At 73.5% G+C, this 19,407-nt stretch carries 11 protein-coding genes and 1 tRNA gene; 9 read left to right on the top strand and 3 right to left on the bottom strand.

What is annotated here, in order from left to right; genetic code table 11:
• Positions 1-206: 206 nt before the first annotated feature.
• The 8 genes from RKD23_RS17210 to RKD23_RS17175 all read left to right on the top strand — a co-directional run bounded on the left by RKD23_RS17210 (position 207) and on the right by RKD23_RS17175 (position 14,928).
• Positions 207-404: a hypothetical protein gene (locus RKD23_RS17210; RefSeq protein ID WP_424854457.1), complete on the top strand. Its 198-nt coding sequence runs from the start codon at positions 207-209 to the stop codon at positions 402-404.
• Between the two features lie 388 nt (positions 405-792).
• The gene (gene topA / locus RKD23_RS17205) at positions 793-3,618 is read left to right on the top strand and encodes a type I DNA topoisomerase (RefSeq protein WP_424854456.1); all 2,826 of its coding nucleotides are present in this window, start codon (positions 793-795) and stop codon (positions 3,616-3,618) included.
• Between the two features lie 134 nt (positions 3,619-3,752).
• Entirely contained in the window at positions 3,753-7,022 is a 3,270-nt protein-coding gene (tmk, locus tag RKD23_RS17200; RefSeq protein WP_424854455.1) for a dTMP kinase, read from the top strand.
• Between the two features lie 246 nt (positions 7,023-7,268).
• Positions 7,269-8,474, top strand: a complete 1,206-nt coding sequence (locus RKD23_RS17195) for a DNA polymerase III subunit delta' (protein ID WP_424854454.1) — start codon at positions 7,269-7,271, stop codon at positions 8,472-8,474.
• A 107-nt stretch (positions 8,475-8,581) separates the two neighbouring features.
• Positions 8,582-10,183, top strand: a complete 1,602-nt coding sequence (locus RKD23_RS17190; RefSeq protein WP_424854453.1) for an alpha/beta hydrolase — start codon at positions 8,582-8,584, stop codon at positions 10,181-10,183.
• Positions 10,184-10,291: 108 nt separating this feature from the next.
• A tRNA-Thr gene (locus RKD23_RS17185) sits at positions 10,292-10,368 on the top strand.
• A gap of 68 nt (positions 10,369-10,436) precedes the next feature.
• Positions 10,437-10,850, top strand: a complete 414-nt coding sequence (locus RKD23_RS17180; RefSeq protein ID WP_424854452.1) for a DUF3052 domain-containing protein — start codon at positions 10,437-10,439, stop codon at positions 10,848-10,850.
• 520 nt (positions 10,851-11,370) lie between these two features.
• Entirely contained in the window at positions 11,371-14,928 is a 3,558-nt protein-coding gene (locus RKD23_RS17175; RefSeq protein ID WP_424854451.1) for a BTAD domain-containing putative transcriptional regulator, read from the top strand.
• Positions 14,929-14,950: 22 nt separating this feature from the next.
• Here the strand turns inward: RKD23_RS17175 and RKD23_RS17170 are convergent, their stop codons facing one another.
• Positions 14,951-16,639, bottom strand: coding sequence for a bifunctional 3'-5' exonuclease/DNA polymerase (locus tag RKD23_RS17170; RefSeq protein WP_424854450.1), 1,689 nt, complete (start codon positions 16,637-16,639; stop codon positions 14,951-14,953).
• 147 nt (positions 16,640-16,786) lie between these two features.
• On the bottom strand, positions 16,787-17,521 hold the full coding sequence (locus RKD23_RS17165) for a Clp protease N-terminal domain-containing protein (protein WP_424854449.1): 735 nt from the start codon (positions 17,519-17,521) through the stop codon (positions 16,787-16,789).
• 38 nt (positions 17,522-17,559) lie between these two features.
• Here RKD23_RS17165 and RKD23_RS17160 point away from each other — a divergent pair, with 38 nt between their 5' ends.
• Positions 17,560-18,708 carry a DUF2786 domain-containing protein gene (locus tag RKD23_RS17160; RefSeq protein ID WP_424854448.1) on the top strand — a complete coding sequence of 383 codons (1,149 nt, stop codon included), beginning with the start codon at positions 17,560-17,562 and terminating at the stop codon, positions 18,706-18,708.
• Positions 18,709-18,719: 11 nt separating this feature from the next.
• On the opposite strand, the gene RKD23_RS17155 is transcribed toward RKD23_RS17160, so the two are convergent.
• A complete protein-coding gene (locus RKD23_RS17155; RefSeq protein ID WP_424854447.1) occupies positions 18,720-19,232 on the bottom strand; it encodes a DUF4232 domain-containing protein in 513 nt (170 codons plus the stop codon).
• Between the last annotated feature and the right edge of the window lie 175 nt (positions 19,233-19,407).

The following is a 19,407-nucleotide window of genomic DNA, read 5'->3' as shown; positions in this document are numbered from 1 at the left end:
GTACGACAACTTCACGTCGATCTCGGCCGCACCGAGGACGCGGCCGGGACCGCCGGAGTCGACCGCCCGCCCGGCGGCGCCCACGGAGGGCACGCGCATCGCCGTGTCGGCCGCCCGTTCACCCCGGGTTCGCCTGGACGCAGCCCGCGCGTGTCAGTCTCGCGGCGACTGGGCACGCGGTGCGGGAGAAAAGGGACGGGGCGGCCATGGAGAGCGGACCGGCGATCTTCGCGGGAGGGGTGTTCGCCCTGTTCGGCGTCGGCCTGCTGGCGTGGACGGGGGTGCGGGTCCGGCGTGGCGAGCCGGTGGCGGACGGGGTGCGGCCCGTGGCGTCGGCCACTGTCTCCGGCGTCGTGGCGCTGCTCGCGCTGGCCCTCGGCGTGTGGTGCTTCACTCGGATCTGACGGGGCAGGTGGGTGTGAGGGCTGCCGCGGCGTCGGGTCGTAGGCCTCCGGGGCGCGGTGCCGAAGGTGCCGGTCCATCGGCGGCGTAGGCGCAGGTCCGGGCGTCGGGAAGGCCTCCGGGAGGTGGCCGGGACGTGATGTTCGGGCGGCGCGGGGGCGGCTGCTCCGCAGTAATAGGGAGGACGGGTTCCGGAACGCCCGGAATGAGCCGCTGGACACTCCGGGCGGCAGGAAGGGCGGTAGTCGGGTTACCGTTCGAGTGGCCGTTGCGGGCTTTTCCCGTTTGACACGGGGGCGGGATGTACCGTCACACTCCGCAGCGTCACCACCCCGACCCCGGGAGCAAGGCCTGGGGAGGCCCCAGCGTCGACCGGAGAGAAGAGCGAAGTTGTCCCCGACCAGCGAGACCGCGAAGGGCGGCCGCCGACTCGTCATCGTCGAGTCGCCTGCCAAGGCGAAGACGATCAAGGGCTATCTGGGCCCCGGATACATCGTCGAGGCGAGCGTCGGGCACATCCGCGACCTTCCGAACGGCGCCGCGGAGGTGCCGGAGAAGTACACCGGCGAGGTCCGCCGCCTCGGTGTGGACGTCGAACATGACTTCCAGCCGATCTATGTGGTCAACGCCGACAAGAAGGCGCAGGTCAAGAAGCTCAAGGACCTGCTGAAGGAATCCGACGAGCTCTACCTCGCCACCGATGAGGACCGCGAGGGCGAGGCGATCGCCTGGCACCTCCAGGAGGTGCTCAAGCCCAAGGTCCCGGTCAAGCGGATGGTCTTCCACGAGATCACCAAGACCGCGATCCAGGCCGCTGTGGCCAACCCGCGCCAGCTCAACCAGAAGCTCGTCGACGCGCAGGAGACCCGCCGCATCCTCGACCGTCTGTACGGCTACGAGGTCTCGCCGGTGCTGTGGAAGAAGGTCATGCCGAAGCTGTCGGCGGGCCGCGTCCAGTCCGTCGCGACACGTCTCGTGGTCGAGCGGGAACGCGAGCGCATCGCGTTTCGTTCTGCTGAGTACTGGGACCTGACGGGCACCTTCGCGACCGGCCGCGCGGGAGACTCGTCGGACCCGTCGTCGCTGGTCGCCCGCCTGCAGACCGTCGACGGCCGTCGGGTCGCGCAGGGCCGCGACTTCGACTCCGTGGGACAACTCAAGAGCGCGAACACCCTCCACCTCGACGAGGCGACCGCCCGCGCCCTGGTCACCGCTCTGGAGAACACGCAGTTCTCCGTGCGGTCCGTCGAGTCCAAGCCGTACCGCCGCTCGCCGTACGCCCCGTTCCGTACGACGACCCTCCAGCAGGAGGCGTCGCGGAAGCTCGGCTTCGGCGCCAAGGCGACCATGCAGATCGCCCAGAAGCTGTACGAGAACGGCTTCATCACCTACATGCGTACGGACTCCACGACGCTGTCGGACACCGCGGTCGCGGCTGCCCGCGCCCAGGTCACGCATCTGTACGGCGCCGAGTACCTGCCGGACGCCCCGCGCACCTACGCCGGCAAGGTCAAGAACGCGCAGGAGGCGCACGAGGCGATCCGCCCCTCGGGTGATCGTTTCCGCACGCCCGCCGAGACCGGACTGACCGGTGACCAGTTCAAGCTCTACGAGCTGATCTGGAAGCGGACCGTCGCCTCCCAGATGAAGGACGCCACGGGCAACTCCGTCACCGTGAAGATCGGTGGCGCCGCCGCCGACGGCCGGGACGTCGAGTTCAGCGCGTCCGGCAAGACGATCACCTTCCACGGCTTCCTGAAGGCCTACGTCGAGGGCGCCGACGACCCGAACGCCGAACTCGACGACCGTGAGCGCCGGCTGCCGCAGGTCGCCGAGGGCGACCGGCTGAGCGCCGAGGAGATCACCGCCGACGGCCACGCCACCAAGCCCCCGGCCCGCTACACCGAGGCGTCGCTGGTCAAGGAGCTGGAAGAGCGCGAGATCGGCCGCCCGTCGACGTACGCGTCGATCATCGGCACGATCCTCGACCGCGGCTATGTGTTCAAGAAGGGCACGGCGCTCGTGCCGTCCTTCCTGTCCTTCGCCGTGGTCAACCTCCTGGAGAAGCACTTCGGGCGGCTCGTCGACTACGACTTCACCGCCAAGATGGAGGACGACCTCGACCGCATCGCCCGCGGCGAGGCCCAGTCCGTGCCGTGGCTGAAGCGCTTCTACTTCGGCGAGGCCAACGGCATCGGCGGCGCGGCCGAGGCGGGCAACGGCGACGGGGACCACCTCGGTGGCCTCAAGGAGCTGGTGACCGACCTGGGCGCGATCGACGCGCGCGAGGTGTCGTCGTTCCCGGTGGGCAACGACATCGTGCTGCGGGTCGGCCGCTACGGCCCGTACATCGAGCGCGGCGAGAAGGACACCGAGCAGCACCAGCGCGCCGACATCCCGGACGACCTGGCGCCCGACGAGCTGACCGTCGAGCTGGCCGAGGAGCTGCTGGCCAAGCCCAGCGGCGACTTCGAGCTGGGCACCGACCCGGCCACCGGCCACCAGATCATCGCCAAGGACGGCCGCTACGGCCCGTACGTCACCGAGGTGCTCCCCGAGGGCACCCCGAAGACCGGCAAGAACGCGGTCAAGCCGCGCACGGCCTCGCTGTTCAAGTCGATGTCGCTGGACACGGTGACGCTGGACGACGCGCTCAAGCTGATGTCGCTGCCGCGCGTGGTCGGCACGGACGCAGAGGGCCAGGAGATCACCGCGCAGAACGGCCGCTACGGCCCGTACCTGAAGAAGGGCACGGACTCGCGCTCGCTGCAGTCCGAGGACCAGCTCTTCACGATCACGCTCGAAGAGGCGCTGGAGATCTACTCCCAGCCCAAGCAGCGCGGTCGCGCGGCCGCCAAGCCGCCGCTGAAGGAGCTGGGCACCGACCCGGTGAGCGAGAAGCCGGTCGTGGTCAAGGACGGCCGCTTCGGCCCGTACGTCACCGACGGGGAGACCAACGCGACCCTGCGCTCCGGCGACAGCGTCGAGACGATCACCCCGGAGCGTGGCTTCGAGCTGCTCGCCGAGAAGCGCGCCAAGGGGCCCGCCAAGAAGACGGCGAAGAAGGCGCCCGCGAAGAAGGCGACGGCGACGAAGAAGACCGCCGCCAAGAAGACGACGGCGACGAAGAAGACGGCCGCCAAGAAGACGACCACGGCCAAGAAGGCCACGGCCGCGAAGAAGGCGACCGCCGCCAAGGCGTCCTCGGAGGACTGAGGCCGTCCCAGGAGGGTGGCCGCGGAGCCACTGCCTGTTCGCTGAGCGAACGCCCCGGTACCGCTGCGGTGCCGGGGCGCTCGCGCGTTCGGGCACCGCCTCGGAGTGTCGGTGCGTCCCGATAGGCTGAACGCATGACGCGAGCCGAGCAGCCAACGGCCCACCACCCCGCCTCCGACGACGCCCTGGTCGCGGACTCCCGCGAGCGCGCTGTGCGCGCCCTGCTGCGCACTCCGCAGTTGAAGCGACTGTGGAGCGCCCAGCTGGTGGGGGGTGTCGGCGACACCCTCGTCCTGCTGGTACTGGTGCTACTCGCGCTCCAGGCGGCGATCGCCGAAGGCTCCTTCGGCGGCGGATACCGGGGCGTGGCGTTCGCAGTGGCGACCGTCTTCGCGGCGCGGGTCCTCGCGACGCTCCTGTTCGGCGCGGTCCTGCTCGGACCGCTGAACTCCCTCACCTCCCAGGAGGGCCCGCTCGACCGCCGCTGGACGATGGTCGGCGCGGACGGGCTGCGGGCGGCGCTGCTGATCGTCGCCCCCCTGTGGATCGACTGGACGCCGGACAACGCGCTGGCCGCCCTCCTTGTCACCGTCTTCCTCACCGGCGTCGCCGAGCGCCTGTGGACGGTGTGCCGGGAGGGCGCGGCCCCGGCGCTGCTGCCCGCACCGCCGCCGGAGGGCGCGACCGTACGGCCGCTGCCCGACCACATGGACGCCCTGCGCCGTCTGTCGCTGCGTACGTCCTTCGTGGCGATCCCGCTCGCGGCCGCCGGGCTCGTCGCCGCGGCCCTGCTGAACAACCTGCTCGGCTCGGGCCTCGACTGGTTCGCCCAGCACCAGGCGGCCCTGGCTTCGTACGTCGCGGCCGGGCTGTTCGCGGCCTCCCTGTCCGTGGTGGTCTTCCTGGAGCTGCCCGCCACGCGCACCCCGCGCGCGCGGTCGCCGCTGGAGGGGCTGCGCCGTCCTCGTACCGCCGAGGGCGCCGACAAGGGCCGTACCGGCGCGCTCCCGCTGCTGGTCCTCACCTGCGCCGCCGTCGCGGGCGCGGTGGCGGCCGCCGTCGCCGTAGCGGTGCTGCACGCCAAGGACCTGGGCGGCGGTCCGGTGACGTACGGCCTGCTGGTCCTGGCGCTGACCGGCGGAGTCGTCGTCGGCATCCGTACGGCGCCCAAGGCGCTGGTCTCCCTGTCGCGGCGGCGCATGCTGGCGCTGGCGACGGCCTTCACCGGCGTGGCGCTGCTGGCCGCGGGCCTCGTCCCGGACGTCGCCACCGTGGTGCTGATCGTCGGCCTGGCGGGCGCCGGCGCGGGCATGGCCGCCAACATCGGGCACGCCCTGCTCGACCAGGAGGTCGAGGAGGTCCGCCGCACCCGCACGACCGGGCACCTGCACGCGGTGGTCCGGGTCTTCGTGGCGCTCGGCGTGCTGATCGCGCCCGTGGTGGCGGCGCTGATCGGGCCGCACCGGCTGGAGAACGGCAAGTTCGTGTTCGCGCACGGCGGCGCCGCCTTCACTCTCATGCTCGTCGGCGCGCTGCTGCTGCCCGTGGCCGCGCTGGTGCTGGCCAAGCTCGACGACCGCTCCGGCGTGCCGCTGCGGCACGACCTGCGGGACGCGCTGCTCGGCGGCGACGACCCCGTGCAGGCGCCCGCCGAGGCCGGCTTCTTCATCGCCCTGGAGGGCGGCGACGGCGCCGGGAAGTCCACCCAGGCCGAGGCGCTCGCCGAGTGGATCAGGGCCAAGGGCCACGAGGTCGTCCTCACCCGAGAGCCTGGCGCCACCCCCGTCGGCAAGCGGCTGCGGTCGATCCTGCTGGACGTGTCCTCGGCCGGGCTGTCGCACCGCGCGGAGGCCCTGCTGTACGCGGCGGACCGCGCGGAGCACGTCGACACCGTCGTACGGCCCGCCCTGGAGCGCGGCGCGGTGGTGATCACCGACCGGTACATCGACTCCTCGGTGGCCTACCAGGGCGCCGGCCGTGACCTGTCCCCGACCGAGATCGCACGGATCTCGCGCTGGGCGACGAACGGGCTCGTGCCGAACCTGACGGTGCTGCTTGACGTGTCGCCGGAGACCGCGCGCGAGCGGTTCACCGAGGCGCCGGACCGGCTGGAGTCGGAGCCGGCCGAGTTCCACGCGCGCGTGCGCTCCGGTTTCCTCACGCTGGCCGCCGCCGACCCCGGCCGCTACCTCGTCGTGGACGCGGGGCAGGAGCCCGAGGGCGTCACGACCGTGATCCGGGCCCGCCTCGACCAGATGCTGCCGCTGTCCGAGGCCGAGATCCAGGCCCGCGAGGAGGCGCGTCGCAAGGCCGAGGAGGAGGCCCGCAGGAAGGCCGAGGAAGAGGCCGCCCGCAAGGCCGAGGAGGAGCGCCTGGAGCGCGAGCGCCAGGAGCAGCTCGCCAAGCTGCGCGCCGAGGAGGAGGAGCGCAAGCGGCGCGAGCTGGAGGAGGCCCAGCGCCGCGAGGCCGAACGGCAGGCGGAGGAGGCCCGGCAGCGCGCCGAGGAAGCACACAGGCGGGCCGAGGAGGAGCGTCAGCGTCTCCTCGCCGAGGAGCGGGCCCGGGCCGAGGCGGAGGCCCGCCGCAAGGCCGAGGAGGAGCGGCGCCGCAAGCAGGCCGAGGAGGAGGCCCGGCTGTACGCCGAGGCCGAGGCACTGCGCCTGGAGAAGCAGCGCAAGGCCGAGGAGGCCCTGCTGAAGGCCGAGCAGGCCCGCCGGGCCGCCGAACAGGCCGCGGCCGCGGCGGCGGCCGGCCCCAAGACGACGGCACCGGCGCCGCAGGCCGGCTCGCCGGAGGCGGTGACCGTGCCGACGCCGGTGGTGACGCCGGAGGAGGCCCGTGCGGCACGTTCGGCGCCTGCGGCGCGTTCGGCCGAGGACACGGCTGTACTGCGTCCCGTGCGGGACGAGGCCGAGGCCTCGAACCGCGCCGACACCTCGGCCGCCCCCTCCACCGCTTCGGACTCCGAGGTGACGGCGGAGCTGCCGCAGCCGCCGGTGCCGCAGGGCGCGGCCGACGAGACGGCTGTGCTGCCTCCGGTGGCGCCCGGGGCCGCGGACGAGACGGCCGTACTGCCGCCCGTCGTGCCGGGCGCGGCGGACGAGACGGCTGTACTGCCGCAGGTGCCGGGCGGGGATCCGGCGGACCGGGTTCCGCCGGGGTTCTTCCGGGACGAGCGGTCGGGGGCAGGCCCGGACGGCTCGCAGGGCCGTACGCGTGAGCTGCCGCAGGTCGACGCCGAGGGCGCGCCGCGTCGGCGGCCGCGGTCCGACTGGGCCGAGGAGACGCCGCTGGACGACCTGCCGACGCTGGCGGACGAGCTGCTGGGCCCGCGGGACGACGAGGACGGGACGGGTCGCGACGACCGCGGCCGGGGCCGTGGCGGTCGGGGGCGACGGGGCTGAGCCTTGTCGCCCTGTGCCCTGAACTCTGAGCTCGGTGAGGAGCGGCGAGCTCGGCGGGGCCGGGCGTCCGGGGCGTCGGTCCCGGCCCCGGCCCCGTCGGCAGGAGCCGCTGACCTGGTCGGGACCCGTTGCCAGTGCCCCCGCCCCCGTCGGCAGGAGCCGCTGACACTGCCGGGACCCGTTGTCAGTGGGTGCCCCCACAATGGAGGCAGCAACACGAAGCGTGACGAAAGGGCGGGGTGACCCATGACCGTGTGGGACGACCTGGTCGGGCAGGAGAAGGTGAGCGAGCAGCTCGCCGCCGCTGCCCGGGACGCCGACGCCCTGGTCACCGCGGTCGCGACCGACGTCCCGCCGCCGGAGGCGTCGAAGATGACGCACGCGTGGCTGTTCACGGGCCCGCCCGGAGCGGGCCGTACGCAGACGGCTCGGGCGTTCGCCGCGGCCCTGCAGTGCGTGAGCCCCGACCGTGCCCTCGGCGGGGTCCCCGGCTGCGGGTTCTGCGACGGCTGCCACACCGCGCTGATCGGCACGCACGCCGACGTCACCACGGTCGCCGCCGTGGGCACGCAGATCCTCGCCGACGACATGCGTGACACGGTCCGCAAGTCGTTCACGTCACCGGCGAACGGCCGCTGGCAGGTCATCCTCGTCGAGGACGCCGAGCGGCTGAACGAGAAGTCGGCGAACGCCGTCCTGAAGGCGGTGGAGGAGCCCGCCCCGCGCACGGTGTGGCTGCTGTGCGCGCCCTCCCTGGAGGACGTCCTGCCCACCATCCGCTCCCGCTGCCGCCACCTGAACCTGCGCACGCCGTCGGTGGAGGCGGTGGCCGACATGCTCGTACGGCGTGAGGGCATCGAGCCCGAGGTCGCCGCGGCCGTGTCCCGCGCCACCCAGGGCCATGTCGACCGGGCCCGCCGCCTGGCCACCGACCCCGCCGCGCGGGAGCGCCGGGCCGCGGTGCTGAAGCTGCCGCTGCGCGTCGAGGACGTCGGCGGCGCGCTCAGGGCCGCGCAGGAGCTGGTCGACGCCGCCGCCGAGGACGCCAAGCAGCTCGCCGAGGAGCTCGACAGCAAGGAGACCGAGGAGCTGAAGGCGGCGCTGGGCGCGGCCCAGGGCGGCCGGATGCCGCGCGGCACGGCCGGCGTGATGAAGGACCTGGAGGACAAGCAGAAGCGCCGAAGAACCCGCACCCAGCGCGACAGTCTCGACCTGGCCCTGACCGACCTCACCGCCTTCTACCGCGACGTCCTCGCCCTCCAGCTGGGCTCGCGGGTGGCCCTGGCCAACACCGACGCCGAGGACGTCCTGGAGCGACTGGCCCGCTCCGGCTCCCCGGAGTCCACGCTGCGCCGCATCGAGGCCATCAGCGCGTGTCGCGACGCGCTCGACCGCAATGTGGCGCCTCTGCTGGCGGTGGAGGCGATGACGATGGCACTCAGATCCGGCTGACCTCTCGCGCCGGGGAGGTCGTCGTCCCTGATTGACGCCGGTAACTCGTCCGGGGCACAGCGGACACGGAGAGCGTCTGCGTGATCGCGGGCAGTTACGCTCGGTGGATGCACTCAAGGCGCCCCGTCCGCAGTTCCCGTACCGCCGCGCACCGCAGGTCCCGTGCCGCAGCGGGCCTGTTCGCCGCAGCCGCGCTGCTCGTGTCCGCCTGTTCCTCGGGCAGCGTGTCGGGTACGTCCACCGCGGCGGCGCGGGCCGAGCTGGCGGCCCTGCCCGAGGCCACGCCTGCCGCGCTGGCGCCGTACTACGGGCAGCGGCTGCGCTGGCGGGCCTGCGGGGTGCCGGGCTTTCAGTGCACCACGGTCAAGGCGCCGCTGGACTACGCCGAGCCGGACCGGGGCGACATCCGGCTCGCGGTGGCCCGTAAGAAGACGACGGGGCCGGGGGAGCGCCTGGGCTCGCTGCTGGTGAACCCGGGTGGGCCGGGCGGCTCGGCGGTCGGCTACCTCCAGGCGTACGCGGGGATCGGCTACCCGGCCGAGGTCCGGGCCCGCTACGACATGGTGGCCGTGGATCCGCGGGGCGTGGCCCGCAGCGAGCCCGTCGAGTGCCTGGACGGGCGGGACATGGACACGTACACGCAGACCGACGTCACGCCCGACGACGACAAGGAGGTGGACGCGCTCGTCGACGCGTACAAGAAGTTCGCGGAGGGCTGCGGTGCGGACGCGCCGCGGTTGCTGCGGCATCTGTCCACCGTCGAGGCGGCCCGGGACATGGACATCGTGCGGGCGGTGCTGGGCGACCAGAAGCTGACCTATGTGGGGGCGTCGTACGGGACGTTCCTCGGGGCGACGTACGCCGGGCTGTTTCCGGAGCGGGCCGGGCGGCTGGTCCTGGACGGCGCGATGGACCCGTCGCTGCCCGCGCGGAGGCTGAGCCTGGATCAGACGGCGGGTTTCGAGACGGCGTTCCGGGCGTTCGTGAAGGACTGCCTGCGGCAGCCGGACTGCCCGCTCGGCGGCCCGCGCACGACGACCGAGCAGGCGGGACGCACCCTGAAGGAGTTCTTCGGGAAGCTCGACGCGCGGCCGATCCCCGCCGGTGACGCCGACGGACGCAGGCTCGGCGAGTCGCTCGCCACCACCGGGGTGATCGCGGCGATGTACGACGAGAGCAGCTGGGAGCAGTTGCGCGAGGCGCTGACGTCGGCGATGGAGGAGCGCGACGGCGCGGGCCTGCTGATGCTCTCCGACAGTTACTACGAGCGGGACGCCGACGGCGAGTACTCGAACCTGATGTACGCCAACGCCGCCGTGAACTGCCTCGACCTGCCGCCCGCCTTCGACGGCCCGGAGAAGGTGCGCGAGTCGCTCGATGCCTTCGAGAAGGCCTCCCCGGTTTTCGGGAAGGGCCTTGCCTGGGCTGCGCTGACCTGCGCGTACTGGCCGGTCGCCCCGACCGGTGAGCCGCACCGCATCGAGGCGAAGGGCGCCGCGCCCATCGTCGTGGTCGGCACCACCCGCGACCCGGCCACCCCCTACCGCTGGGCCCGCTCCCTCGCCGGCCAGCTCTCCTCCGCCCGCCTGCTCACCTACGACGGCGACGGCCACACGGCGTACGGCCGCGGCAGCGCCTGCATCGACTCCACGATCAACGCCTACCTCCTCCGCGGCACCCCGCCCACGGACAAAAAGCGCTGCTCATAAGGCCTGCCGGGGACCCCTGAGTCCCCTGCTCCGGGGCTGGTACGAAGCACCCCGGGAAACTGTGTAGACTTACCGACGTTGCTGATCGCACCATAGTGCGGACAGCGCGCCGCCTTAGCTCAGATGGCCAGAGCAACGCACTCGTAATGCGTAGGTCTCGGGTTCGAATCCCGAAGGCGGCTCCACTGGAACCCCAGGTCAGAAGAATCTGATCTGGGGTTTTCTTGTTGTCCGGGCGGGAAGAGCGGTGCGCATGAGTGGAACCGCCGGGTATTCGGGTACGCCGCTCGCGCGGAAGGTCGGGGTGAAGGCGGGGCAGCGGGTGCGGTTGTGGCACGGGCCGGAGGGGTGGGGGATTCCGGGGCTGCCGGAGGGGTGTGAGGTGGATGTCGGAGGGCCGGCACGGGCGGATGTGACCGTGGCGTTCTACCGGGAGCGCGCCCTGCTGGCCCAGGAGGCGCGGCGGGTGGCTGCCGAGTTGGAGGACGGGGCCATGGTGTGGATCGCCTGGCCGCGTCGGGCGGCCGGGCACGACAGCGACATCACCGAGGACGCACTGCGGGAGCTGTTCCTGCCGTTGGGCCTGGTCGATGTGAAGGTGGCCGCGCTGGGGGAGGACTGGTCGGGGCTGAAGTTCGTACGCCGTAAGGAGAACCGGCGGACCTGAGCCGCGCGAGGGAGGGACGAGGGCCCCGGTCGCTCACCTCTGCCGACCGGGGGCCCTCTTGCGTCCCCGGACCCGGCCGCGGCGGCGACACTCCCCCGAGCAACGCGTAGAACGCGCGCACCGTCGGGCCAGATCCGATGAAGTGATCACATCAGGTCGCGCCAACGGATCGCTAACATGTGGCCAACGGTTCTCCGACTTGCTGTCGGTCGGCTGGCGTGAAACCGCCTTTCGGCTGCCCGCGGCGGTGGACAGGTCGGCCACGCCGCGAACGGAAGCGCGGTGGAACCGCAACTATGCGACGGTAAACGGTCGTCACCGTAGTGGAGCGCGACGGATTCCGCCGCGTTCTCGCCGGAATTCGTCGGCCGCCGTGCGGTTGCCGGGCGGAGCGGCCGTGGGTCGGCCTGGCGAGCAAGTGGCGGGAAACCGTCGTAGAGCAGTGGGAATCGGCCATGGGACGGCCGTTTCCGCAGGGAGCGCGGCCGCTCGGGCGCGCGGAAAGGCAATGGAGCGGCGGATGGGGGCACCTCCCTGCTCGAGCGGAGCCGAGAGCCCGGAGGAGCGGCACAGGCCGCGGTCCGGGCCGCCGTTCGCGCTGCGCTTCGGGCTGCTCGGACCGCCCGTGCTGTACGACGACGGCGGCGACGGGACGTCCGACGCCTCGGGCTGCGCCGTGCGGACCGTGCGCAGCGGCAAGGTGCGTTCCCTGCTCGCCGCGCTGCTGATGGAGGCCGGGCGCGTCGTCCCGGTCCACTCGCTCAAGGACGCCCTGTGGGGCGGCGAACCGCCCGTCTCCGCCCACGCCTCGCTGCACAACCACGTCGCCCGGCTGCGCCGGCTCCTCGACGACCCCGAGCGGCTGCGCGCGGTGCCGCCCGGCTATCTGCTGCGCGTCGAACAGGGTGAGTTGGACCTCCATGTCTTCGACGCACACGTCACCGCGGCCCGCGCCGCACACACCGACGGCGACTGGGAGCGGACGGCGCGCGAGTGCACCGCCGCGCTCGCACTGTGGCGCGGCACACCGCTCAGCGGCCTCCCCACCGACCTCGGCGGCTACGCCTTCGTGCAGCGCCTGACCGAGGCACGGCTGCTGCTGCTCGAATGGCTCTACGACGCCCAACTGGCCGTCCCCGGCGGCCGGCCGGACGGACTCGTCCCCGAACTCACGGCCCTCGCCGCCGAACACCCGCTGCGCGAGGCCTACCACCGCCAGCTGATGCTCGCCCTGCACGCCACCGGCCGCCAGGCCGAGGCCCTCGCCGTCCACCGCGACCTGCGCGCCCGCCTCGTCGAGGAACTCGGCATCGAACCGGGGCCCGCGGTGCGCGAGGCCCACCTGGAGGTGCTGCGGGGGCAGGGCGGTCGGCCTTCGGCCGGATCGGCTCGGGCGGCGGGCGCCGGGGCGGTTCGTATGGTGGGCGGAGCGGCGCGGGATGCCGTGGATTCGCAGCGGGGCGTGGGTTCGCGGGGTGTCGTGGGCTCGCGTGGTGCCGCTGGTTCGCGCCCTGCCTCGGGTGGTCCGCAGCGGGCCGGGGGCTTGCGCGGCGCCGTGGGTTCGCCTGATGCCGCTCGTTCGCACCCTGCCTCGGACCCGCAGCGTGCCGCTGGCTCGCATGGCGCCGTGGGTTCGCCCGATGTCGCCGGTTCGCATCCCGCCTTGGACACGCAGCGTGCCGCGGGCGCGCATGGTGATCCGGAGCCGTATCGCGCCTCGGATTCCCATCACGCCTCGGACGCGCAGTCTGTCGCGGGCTCGCACCCCGTCTCGGTTTCCCACCCCACCGCCCACGCGCCGGAGGTCGACCGCGCCCAGAACGCCGACTCCAGCCACCCCGACGCCCCCCACGCAACCCCCGCACCAAGCACCACCCCCACCACCACACCCCCCACCCCCACGCCGGTCAAAACCCCCCTCACCCCCCGCCCCGCCCAACTCCCCCCACCCCCCGCACACTTCACCGGCCGCGCCCGTATCCGCGACGACCTCCTCGACACCCTCACCCGCCCCTCCGCCGTCACAGTCGTCAGCGGTATGGCCGGTGTCGGCAAGAGCGCCCTCGCCCTGCATGTGGCGCATGGCCTGCGGGAACGTTTCCCTGACGGGCAGCTCTACGTGAACCTGCACGGCGCCACCCCGGGCATGACCCCCCTCACCTCCGGGCAGGCCCTCGCCGCGCTGTTGCGGGACCTCGGAACCGAGCCCCGTCGCATCCCCGAACACCCGGACGCGGCCGCGGCGTTGCTGCGGTCTCTGCTCGCCCCCACCCGCACGCTCATGGTGCTCGACGACGCCGAGAACGCCGCACAGCTACGCCCCCTGCTGCCGGCCGGGCCCGGCTGCGCGGTGATCGTGACCAGTCGTTCGCCGCTGACCGCGCTCGACGGGGCAGTCCGCTTCCCGCTCGGGCCGCTGAGCGACGAGGACAGTGCCGCCCTGCTGCGTGCGGTCTCCGGCCGGGACGGGCTCGACGCCGGTCACCCGCTCGTCGGTCTCACCGGCCGACTCCCGCTCGCCCTGCGGGTCGTCGCCGCGCGGCTGGCCGCCCGCAGTGCCCTCACCCCGGAGGTGCTGGCCGGTCAACTGGCCGCCACCGAGGGGCGTCTGCACCACCTGGAGTACGACGACCTGAGCGTGCGGCGGTCGCTCGCCGTGGCGCACGAGGCGCTCGCGGCCTCCGACCGGGAGGCCGACCGGGACGCGGCCGCCGCCCTCGGCCGCATCGGCGCGCTCGACCTGCCCGCGTACGGCGCCCCGCTCCTCGCCCGGCTGCTCGGCACCGACGAGCGCCGCGCCGAGGCAGCGCTCGACCGGCTGGTGGACGTGGCGCTGCTGGAGGAGACGGCGTACGGCCGCTACGCCCCGCACGACCTCGTCCGTGACTTCGCCCGCGAACTGGCCCACTCCGGGCAGGCCGGCGACACCGCGGAGATCGCCCTGCGCTGGTACGCGGCCGTCGCCGAACGCATCCTCACGGCGATCCTCGAACCCGGCCTCGACCTGGACGACCGGTGCCGCCCGACCGCCGCGCAGCCGACCGGGCACGCGGCCGACGTCGCCGTCGTACCGCACTTCGGCAGCCCGGAGGACGCCTTCGCCTGGGCCGACCGGGAGCTGGAGAACCTCGTGGCGCTCGCGGAGCAGTACGCCGAGGAGGCCGAGGCTGCGGCCGGGCCCGAGTCGCAGCTCGCGCACCTCTCCACGCTGCTGCGCCTGCTCTTCCCGTGTGTCCACCGCAGCGGCCGGGTCGCCGAGATGGAGGTGCTCGGGCGGGCCGCGCTCACGGTGGCCCGGCGGCTCGGGGACGCCGCGGCCGAGGCGTACGCCCTCGGTGACCTCGCCGGCCTGCACTTCCTCACCGGCCGGCACAACGAGGCGCTCGCCCTCAACGACCGCGCGCTGGAGATCTGGCAGGGGCTCGGCGCGGTCACCCGTATCCGCCGCTGCCTGAACAACCGCGGGCTGCTGCTCGAAGGGCTGGGCCGGCACGCCGAGTCGGGGGAGGCGCTGCGGCAGAGCCTTGAGTACTCCCGGCAGCTGAACGACCCGCAGGGCGAGGCCGTGACGTACAGCCACCTCGGCAACCTCTACGAACACACCGACCCGCGCGCGGCCATCGAGCAGCACCGGCGCTCGCTCGCGATCGGCGTGGAGATCGGCGCGGTTATCGTGCAGCACTCGGCCCACTGCAACATGGGCTACGCCCACCTCACCCTCGGCGAACCGCACGCCGCCCTGCCGCACTTCGAGGAGAGCCTGCGCATCCTCGGCGGCCACGGCGACTGGCACGGCGAGTCCCAGACCCGGCTCGGTCTGGTGCGCGCGCTGCGGCTGCTCGGCGACACGGGGCGGGCCGGACGCGAGTGCGCCGAGCTGCTGAGCCGCGCCGACGCTCGCGCCGACGGCTACACCGGCGCCCTGGCCCGCCACCAGCACGGGCTTCTGCTGCGCGAGCACGGCCGTGGCGACGAGGCGCACGCGCAATGGCGGGCCGCGCTCAGCGCGCTCGACGGCACCGACGAGAAGGCGGTGGTGGCGGAGCTGCGGGAGCTGCTGGCCCAGCGGAAGGCGTGACCCCGCACGGCTGCGGGCGCGCTCACTTGGCGTCGGCATAGCACTCCACCACCGCCGTGGTGAACGGGAACCGCACCGGCGTCTCCCCGAAGGTCAGCCGTCCGGCCAGGTCGGACGCCTCCTTGATGGCCTGTACGACGGTGTCGGCCTCCTGCGCCGGACAGTGCACGATCACCTCGTCGTGCTGGAAGAACACCAGCTCGGCCGAGAGGTCCGCGCAGGCCCGGCGCAGGGCGGCGAGCATCAGCAGGGCCCAGTCGGCGGCGCTGCCCTGGACGACGAAGTTGCGGGCGAAGCGGCCGCGGGCACGCGTGTTGGTGGAGGCGTAGCCCGGCACCCACTCCTGGCCGGCCGGGGGCTGCGGGTCGTCGTCCTGGGGGAGGCCGGCCTCCTCGGCGGCGTCGCCCGTCCCGGCGGCCGGGGGACAGGTGCGGCCCAGCCACGTCCGCACCAGCCGCCCCTCCTCACCGGCCCGCGCCGCGTCGTCGACGTAGGCGACCGCCTGGGGGAAGCGGCGTCTGAGCGCGGCGAGGTTCTTCAGGCCGTCCCCGGAGGTCTGCCCGTACACGGCGCCCAGAACGGCGATCTTGGCCTGGGCGCGGTCGCCGGAGAAGGCGCGGTCGGAGACGGACTGGTAGAGGTCGCTCTCGCGGCCGGCCACCTCCATCAGTCCGGGGTCGCGGGAGATGGCGGCGAGCACGCGCGGTTCCATCTGGTCGGCGTCGGCGACGACCAGCCGCCAGCCGGGGTAGGCGACGACGGCCCGCCGGATGACCCGGGGGATCTGCAACGCGCCTCCGCCGTTGGTCACCCAGCGGCCCGTGACGGTGCCGCCGGCGACGAACTCCGGCCGGAACCGCCCCTCGCGCACCCAGTCCTGCAGCCAGGACCAGCCGTGGGCGACCCAGATGCGGTACAGCTTCTTGTACTCGACCAGCGGCTTCACGGCCGGATGGTCGATGGTCTCCAGCTCCCAGCGGCGGGTCGAGCCGACCTTGATCCCGGCCTGGGCGAAGGCCTTGATCACATCGGCGGGCAGATCGGGCCGGACTCGGCGCCCGAAGGCGGCGGACACCTCGTCGGCCAGCTCGGCCAGGCGGCGCGGCTCGCCACCGCCCGCGTACCGCTCGCCGAGCAGTTCGTGCAGCACCGCGCGGTGGACGTCCGCGCTCCACGGCAGCCCCGCCGCGTTCATCTCGGCGGCCACGAGCATGCCCGCCGACTCGGCGGCGGTCAGCAGCCGCATGCGCTCCGGGTGCGCGGTCGCGTCATGCCGGCGCTGCTGCTCGGCGTACACGTCCATCAGGTCCCGCAGCGGCACATGGACGCCCTGCGGCTCGAACAGCGGCGACTGCGCGCCCGGTTCGGCGGCGCGCTGCGGCGGGTCCGGCGGTACGGGGCCGCCGCGCAGCCGGGCGAGGGCGGCGGCGGCCGAGCGCGGTTCTCCGTACCGCCCCTCGTGGCCCAGGAGGAGGGTCTCGGCGTCCTCGATGTCGTAGCACCGCTCCACTCGCACCCCCGCGGCGAGCAGACGCGGATACATCTCGGCGGTGGACCGCCACACCCACCGGGCGACCTCGGGCCGCCCCCGCACGGCCCTGGCGAGGTCCGGCTCCCACACCACCGGCCCCGCGGGCAGCCCGTCCGGGCCGAGGGCGGCGACCTCCACGCCACCGTCCTCGGCCGCAGCGAGCGCCCATCGATCGGTCATGCTGCGAGTGTGTCAGGGGGGTCTGACAACGACGTCCCGAAAGGGCGCGGGGCTGTGCCGATGTGCGGCTCCGCCGCGTGGGCGCGACCAGCCACGAACGACGGTCGGCCCGCGATCCGCAGCAGCGCCCACGGCGCCCCGGCGAGGTCAGCTCTCCTCAGCCTGCTCGGCCACCAACAGAGCCAATGCCTCGGCCACGTACCCCTCGACCGCCGCCTTGGTGAGACCGAGCCCGCTCAGCACTCCTTCCCCGTTCTCGAACTCCAGCAGCGCCAGCAGCACATGCTCGGTCCCGATGTAGTTGTGCCCGAGCCGCAGAGCCTCCCGGAAGGTGAGCTCCAGGACCTTCTTGGCGTCGGGCCCGTAGGGCACCAGCTCCGGCGCGTCCTCGGCGGCAGCCGGCAGCACCGCGTGCGCGGCCTGGCGGACGGAGTCCAGCAGCACCCCCTGCGCCACGATCGCCTTGGCGGCGAGCCCTTCCGGTTCGGCGAGCAGCCCGAGGACCAGGTGCTCTGGCCGCCCCTCGGCGTTGCGCGCGGCGACGGCCTCGTTGTGCGCGGCCATGATGACGTTCCGCGCGCGGGGCGTGTAGCGGCTGAAGCCCTGGCTGGGGTCGAGGTCGGCCGACTCCTTCGGCACGAACCGCTTCTGCGCGGCCTGCCGGGTGACTCCCATGCTCTTGCCGATGTCGGTCCAGGAGGCACCGGAGCGGCGGGCCTGGTCCACGAAGTGCCCGATCAGGTGGTCGGCCACGTCACCCAGGTGCTCACCGGCGAGTACGGCGTCCTGGAGCTGTTCGAGCGGTTCCGCGTGGACCTGCTTGATGGCCGCGATGAGGTCGTCGAGGCGTACGGAGGACGTGATGGCGGAGTTCGTCGTCATGTGTCAACCGTAGGTTGCACCCCAGCGACTGTCAACCGATGGTTGACAGTCTCCCGGAGGTATCTGATGAGACCATCGGACCCGTGAGTACGCCCACCACCGTCGAACGCGCTTTCGAGTCCACGCTCTACGGCGACGCGCCCGACAGCGCCTTCGACACCGCCGCCTCTCTTCTCGCCGCCGACCCCGCGGCGGACGCCGAGCTCGAGCGGCGCGGCAGGGAGTTCGTGGCGGCGGCCTGGCGCCGGGGCTGGCAGCCCGCCGACGTCGTACGGATCGTGCGGCGGGAGCTGGACGACGTGCACACGCGTGTGCTGGCGGCGCTGATCCGCGCGCAGGCGTCCGACGACCGGCCGCGGGGTCCGCGGTGGGCGGCGCAGATCGCCGAGCTGCCCGGGGAACTCCCGCGGCGTGCCGACCGTTTCACGAATGCCACCATCGCTCTGGAGCTGTACCGCCTGCTGCTGAGGCTGCCCGTCCTCGAACCCCTCGACCGCCCCGAGGGCTCACCGCGGACCGAGTCCCGCATGCTCACCCGCATCCGCGCGCTGCTCGCCAAGGCCGAGGCGACCGGCTATCCGGAGGAGGCCGAGGCGCTGAGCGCCAAGGCGCAGGAGCTGATGGCGCGGCACAGCGTGGACGAGGCCCTGCTGGCCGCGCAGGCGCCCGACCCGGACGCGCCCGCCGCGTGCCGGATCGGGGTCGAGTCGCCGTACGAGCAGGCCAAGGCGGTGCTGTTGGACGCGGTGGCGACGGCCAACCACTGCCGCGCGGTGTGGAACGAGCCGCTCGGCTTCTCCACGGTCGTCGGGTTCGAGGCCGATCTGGAGGCGGTCGAGCTGCTCTACGCCTCACTGCTCGTGCAGGCGACCTCCGCCATGACCAGGGCGGAGGCCGCGCAGCGGGCCGGCGGGCGGAAGCGGACCAAGACCTTCCGGCAGTCGTTCCTGGCCGCGTACGCGCATCGCGTCGGCACGCGGCTCGCGGCGGCCGCCGAGACGCAGGTCAGCGACGACCTGCTCCCGGTCCTGGCCTCCCGCGAGGTCGCGGTCGGCGCCGCGACCGACCGCCTCTTCCCGGAGACGACCACGAGCCGGCTGCGCGGGATCAGCGACGAGGCGGGCTGGACCGAGGGCGCCCGCGCCGCGGACCACGCCGAGGTCCGCTCCCGCCGTCGCCTCGGCTGACGCGCCGCCGATCAGTCCCCGGCCTGCTGGAAGGCCGTGAACGACGCCTGCGGCGTGTCCGTCCCGGCCACCGGGCCGTAGTTCGACCAGTCGAAGTTCCGCTGCTCGGACGAGCCGGGCAGAGCGATCCGCAGCGTCCGTACGGCGAGACTGCCGTCGCCCTCCGCGCCCCTGACGTAGGTCAGGGTGAACGAGGCGGCGGTGCCCTCGGCCAGCGTCAGTTCGCCGGCCTTCGCGGCCTTGTCCGCCGGGACCTCGACGGAGTGGTGGCCCGTGTCCAGGACGACCGCGGGGAAGCCCTTCAGGGTGCACTCGGGGCCGGGGTTGGTGACGGTGACCGGCACGTTCCCGGTGTCCCCGGCAGCAGGCGCGACATTCGCCGGGCCCACCGCGATGTGAACCGACCCGATCGCGCAGGGCTCACCGGCCCGGGGCTTGCTGTCGGTGTCGCCGCCCCCACTGTCACAGGCGGTCAGCACGAGGCTCGCGGCGAGAGCGGTCACGGTGATACGAAGGGCGCGCATGGCTGGTCCTCAGGGGCTCGGGTCGATGCCCTTGGATCATCCCGCACCACATGCCGTCCCGCGCGCGCCGTCCCCTTACGGGGGGACTCGCCTCCCTCTACGGGGGCGCGTGCCCCGTCTGCGCGCCTTTCCCCTGTGGGGGCGCGTGCCGTTACCCCTGTGGGACGCGCGGCGC

The organism is Streptomyces sp. SAI-170 (assembly GCF_049739565.1).
In the GTDB taxonomy this organism is placed as follows: domain Bacteria; phylum Actinomycetota; class Actinomycetes; order Streptomycetales; family Streptomycetaceae; genus Streptomyces.
This window is presented reverse-complemented; position numbering and strand designations above follow the sequence as displayed.